The organism is Roseicella aerolata (assembly GCF_020523605.1).
In the GTDB taxonomy this organism is placed as follows: domain Bacteria; phylum Pseudomonadota; class Alphaproteobacteria; order Acetobacterales; family Acetobacteraceae; genus Paracraurococcus; species Paracraurococcus aerolatus.
On record NZ_JAJAQI010000108.1, the window covers coordinates 1 to 3,255 of the forward strand.

At 59.3% G+C, this 3,255-nt stretch carries 1 tRNA gene and 2 rRNA genes; all 3 read left to right on the forward strand.

From position 1 onward, the window contains the following. Positions 1-125 precede the first annotated feature (125 nt). Positions 126-2,864, forward strand: a 23S ribosomal RNA gene (locus LHA35_RS27675). Between the two features lie 104 nt (positions 2,865-2,968). After that, positions 2,969-3,083, forward strand: a 5S ribosomal RNA gene (gene rrf / locus LHA35_RS27680). 41 nt (positions 3,084-3,124) lie between these two features. Further along, positions 3,125-3,201 (forward strand) — tRNA-Met (locus LHA35_RS27685). Positions 3,202-3,255: the final 54 nt, after the last annotated feature.

Genomic DNA, 3,255 nt, shown 5'->3' on the forward strand with positions numbered 1-3,255 from the left:
TGTTCTTTGACAGGTGAATCTGGTGAATGGTTATGTTGTGTGTGAGTGAGTAGGCTTGCTGTTGGCGTTGATCTGGCGCTTGGGCGCGGTTTGGTACTGCGTGCGGGTGTTGGGTTGGTGTTGATGGTGAGTGAGAGAAGGGCGTTCGGTGGATGCCTTGGCGCCAAGAGGCGATGAAGGACGTGGCACGCTGCGAAAAGCCGCGGGGAGATGCGAGCGATCGTTGATCCGCGGATGTCCGAATGGGGAAACCCCTCCGTTAAGGAGATCCCTTGCTGAATACATAGGCAGGGGAGGCGAACCTGGGGAACTGAAACATCTCAGTACCTGGAGGAAAAGACATCAAGTGAGATTCCGCTAGTAGTGGCGAGCGAACGCGGAGCAGGCCAGTGGCCTCTGAGGGTTAAGCTGAAGCAGCTGGAAAGCTGGGCCGGAGCGGGTGATAGCCCCGTAGGCGTATGGCTCTCAGGGGTCCTTGAGTAGGGCGGGGCACGTGAAACCCTGTCTGAACATGGGGGGACCACCCTCCAAGCCTAAATACTCCTTGGCGACCGATAGTGCACAAGTACCGTGAGGGAAAGGTGAAAAGCACCCCGACGAGGGGAGTGAAAGAGACCTGAAACCGAGCGCCTACAAGCAGTCGGAGCCCGCAAGGGTGACGGCGTACCTTTTGTATAATGGGTCCGCGAGTTTCTGTTGGCAGCGAGCTTAAGCCGAGAGGTGGAGGCGCAGCGAAAGCGAGTCCGAACAGGGCGCCGAGTTGCCGGCAGAAGACCCGAAACCGAGTGATCTAGCCATGGCCAGGCTGAAGGTGCGGTAACACGCACTGGAGGGCCGAACCCACGCCTGTTGAAAAAGTCGGGGATGAGCTGTGGCTAGGGGTGAAAGGCCAATCAAACTCGGAAATAGCTGGTTCTCCGCGAAATCTATTGAGGTAGATCGTCCGTTGATCACCCTCGGAGGTAGAGCACCGGAAGGGCTAGGGGGGCCCAAAGCCCTACCAAACCCTACCGAACTCCGAATGCCGAGGAGTGCAGGCGGGCAGACAGACAGTGGGTGCTAAGGTCCATTGTCGAGAGGGAAACAGCCCAGACCACCAGCTAAGGCCCCCAAATGATGGCTAAGTGGGAAAGCATGTAGGACGGCCATAACAACCAGGAGGTTGGCTTAGAAGCAGCCATCCTTTAAAGAAAGCGTAATAGCTCACTGGTCTAATAGCTGTCCCGCGGCGAAAATGTACCGGGGCTCAAGCCATCTGCCGAAGCTGTGGATGCACTAGCGATAGTGCGTGGTAGCGGAGCGTTCCGTAGGCCTGTGAAGGCGGACCCGCGAGGGCCGCTGGAGGTATCGGAAGTGCGAATGCGGACATGAGTAGCGACAAGGAGAGTGAGAAACTCTCCCGCCGAAAGTCCAAGGGTTCCTGCGCAAGGCTAATCCGCGCAGGGTGAGCCGGCCCCTAAGGCGAGGGCGACAGCCGTAGCCGATGGAAACCAGGTGAACATTCCTGGGCCCGCCAGAAGTGACAGCCGTGAAGTTCTGTCATCCCTTATCGGATTGGGGTGGCAGTTGGATCGGCTCGGGAAATAGCTCTGGCATATGGACCGTACCCGAAACCGACACAGGTGGACTGGTAGAGCATACCAAGGCGCTTGAGAGAACGATGCTGAAGGAACTAGGCAAATTGCTCGCGTAACTTCGGGATAAGCGAGACCCTTCTCTGGGCAACCAGGGTGGGGTGACACAAACCAGGGGGTGGCGACTGTTTAGTAAAAACACAGGGCTCTGCGAAATCGAGAGATGACGTATAGGGTCTGACGCCTGCCCGGTGCCGGAAGGTCAAGGGGAGGAGTGCAAGCTCCGAACCGAAGCCCCGGTAAACGGCGGCCGTAACTATAACGGTCCTAAGGTAGCGAAATTCCTTGTCGGGTAAGTTCCGACCTGCACGAATGGCGTAACGACCTCCCCACTGTCTCCAGCATCGACTCAGCGAAATTGAATTCCCCGTGAAGATGCGGGGTACCCGTGGTCAGACGGAAAGACCCTATGAACCTTTACTGCAACTTCGCAGTGGCGCCAGGAAGGGACTGTGTAGGATAGGTGGGAGGCTTTGAAGCCGGGGCGCCAGCCTTGGTGGAGCCAACCTTGAAATACCACCCTGTGCCTTTCTGGCGTCTAACCGAGCCCCGTAAGCCGGGGCCGGGACCCTGCGTGGTGGGCAGTTTGACTGGGGCGGTCGCCTCCCAAATGGTAACGGAGGCGCGCGATGGTGGGCTCAGGCCGGTCGGACATCGGCTGTTGAGTGCAAAGGCACAAGCCCGCCTGACTGTGAGCGCGACAGCGCGAACAGAGACGAAAGTCGGCCTTAGTGATCCGGTGGTCCCGCGTGGAAGGGCCATCGCTCAACGGATAAAAGGTACTCTAGGGATAACAGGCTGATCTCCCCCAAGAGTCCACATCGACGGGGAGGTTTGGCACCTCGATGTCGGCTCATCGCATCCCGGGGCTGGAGCAGGTCCCAAGGGTTCGGCTGTTCGCCGATTAAAGCGGTACGTGAGCTGGGTTTAGAACGTCGTGAGACAGTTCGGTCCCTATCTGCCATGGGTGTTGGAGACTTGCGAGGATCTGTCCCTAGTACGAGAGGACCGGGATGGACGCACCTCTGGTGCACCAGTTGTCACGCCAGTGGCACAGCTGGGTAGCCAAGTGCGGACGGGATAACTGCTGAAGGCATCTAAGCAGGAAACCCCCCTCCAAACGAGGTCTCCCTCGAGGGCCGTGCCAGACCAGCACGTCAATAGGACGCAGGTGGAAGCGGGGTAACCCGTGCAGCCGAGCGTTACTAATCGCCCGATAGAACTCCCATCCCAACCCAATGCAGCGCCCTCGCAAGAGGGCACCGCACGCAGCACCAAGCCGCGCACACACACAAACACACCCATTCACCAGCATACAGGATCCGGCCGGGTGGCCCGGTGGTCATCGCAAGGTTGACACACCCGATCCCATCCCGAACTCGGCCGTGAAACACCTCAGCGCCCATGGTACTGCAGCTCAAGCTGCGGGAGAGTCGGTCGCCGCCGGGCCACCCAGCCGGATCCTCACCCTGTCACCCCACCACCACCCACGCGGGGTGGAGCAGCCCGGTAGCTCGTCAGGCTCATAACCTGAAGGTCACAGGTTCAAATCCTGTCCCCGCATCCATATCACGACAAACGCCCCGCAGCCCCAGGCCGCGGGGCGTTTGTCGTTCAGGGC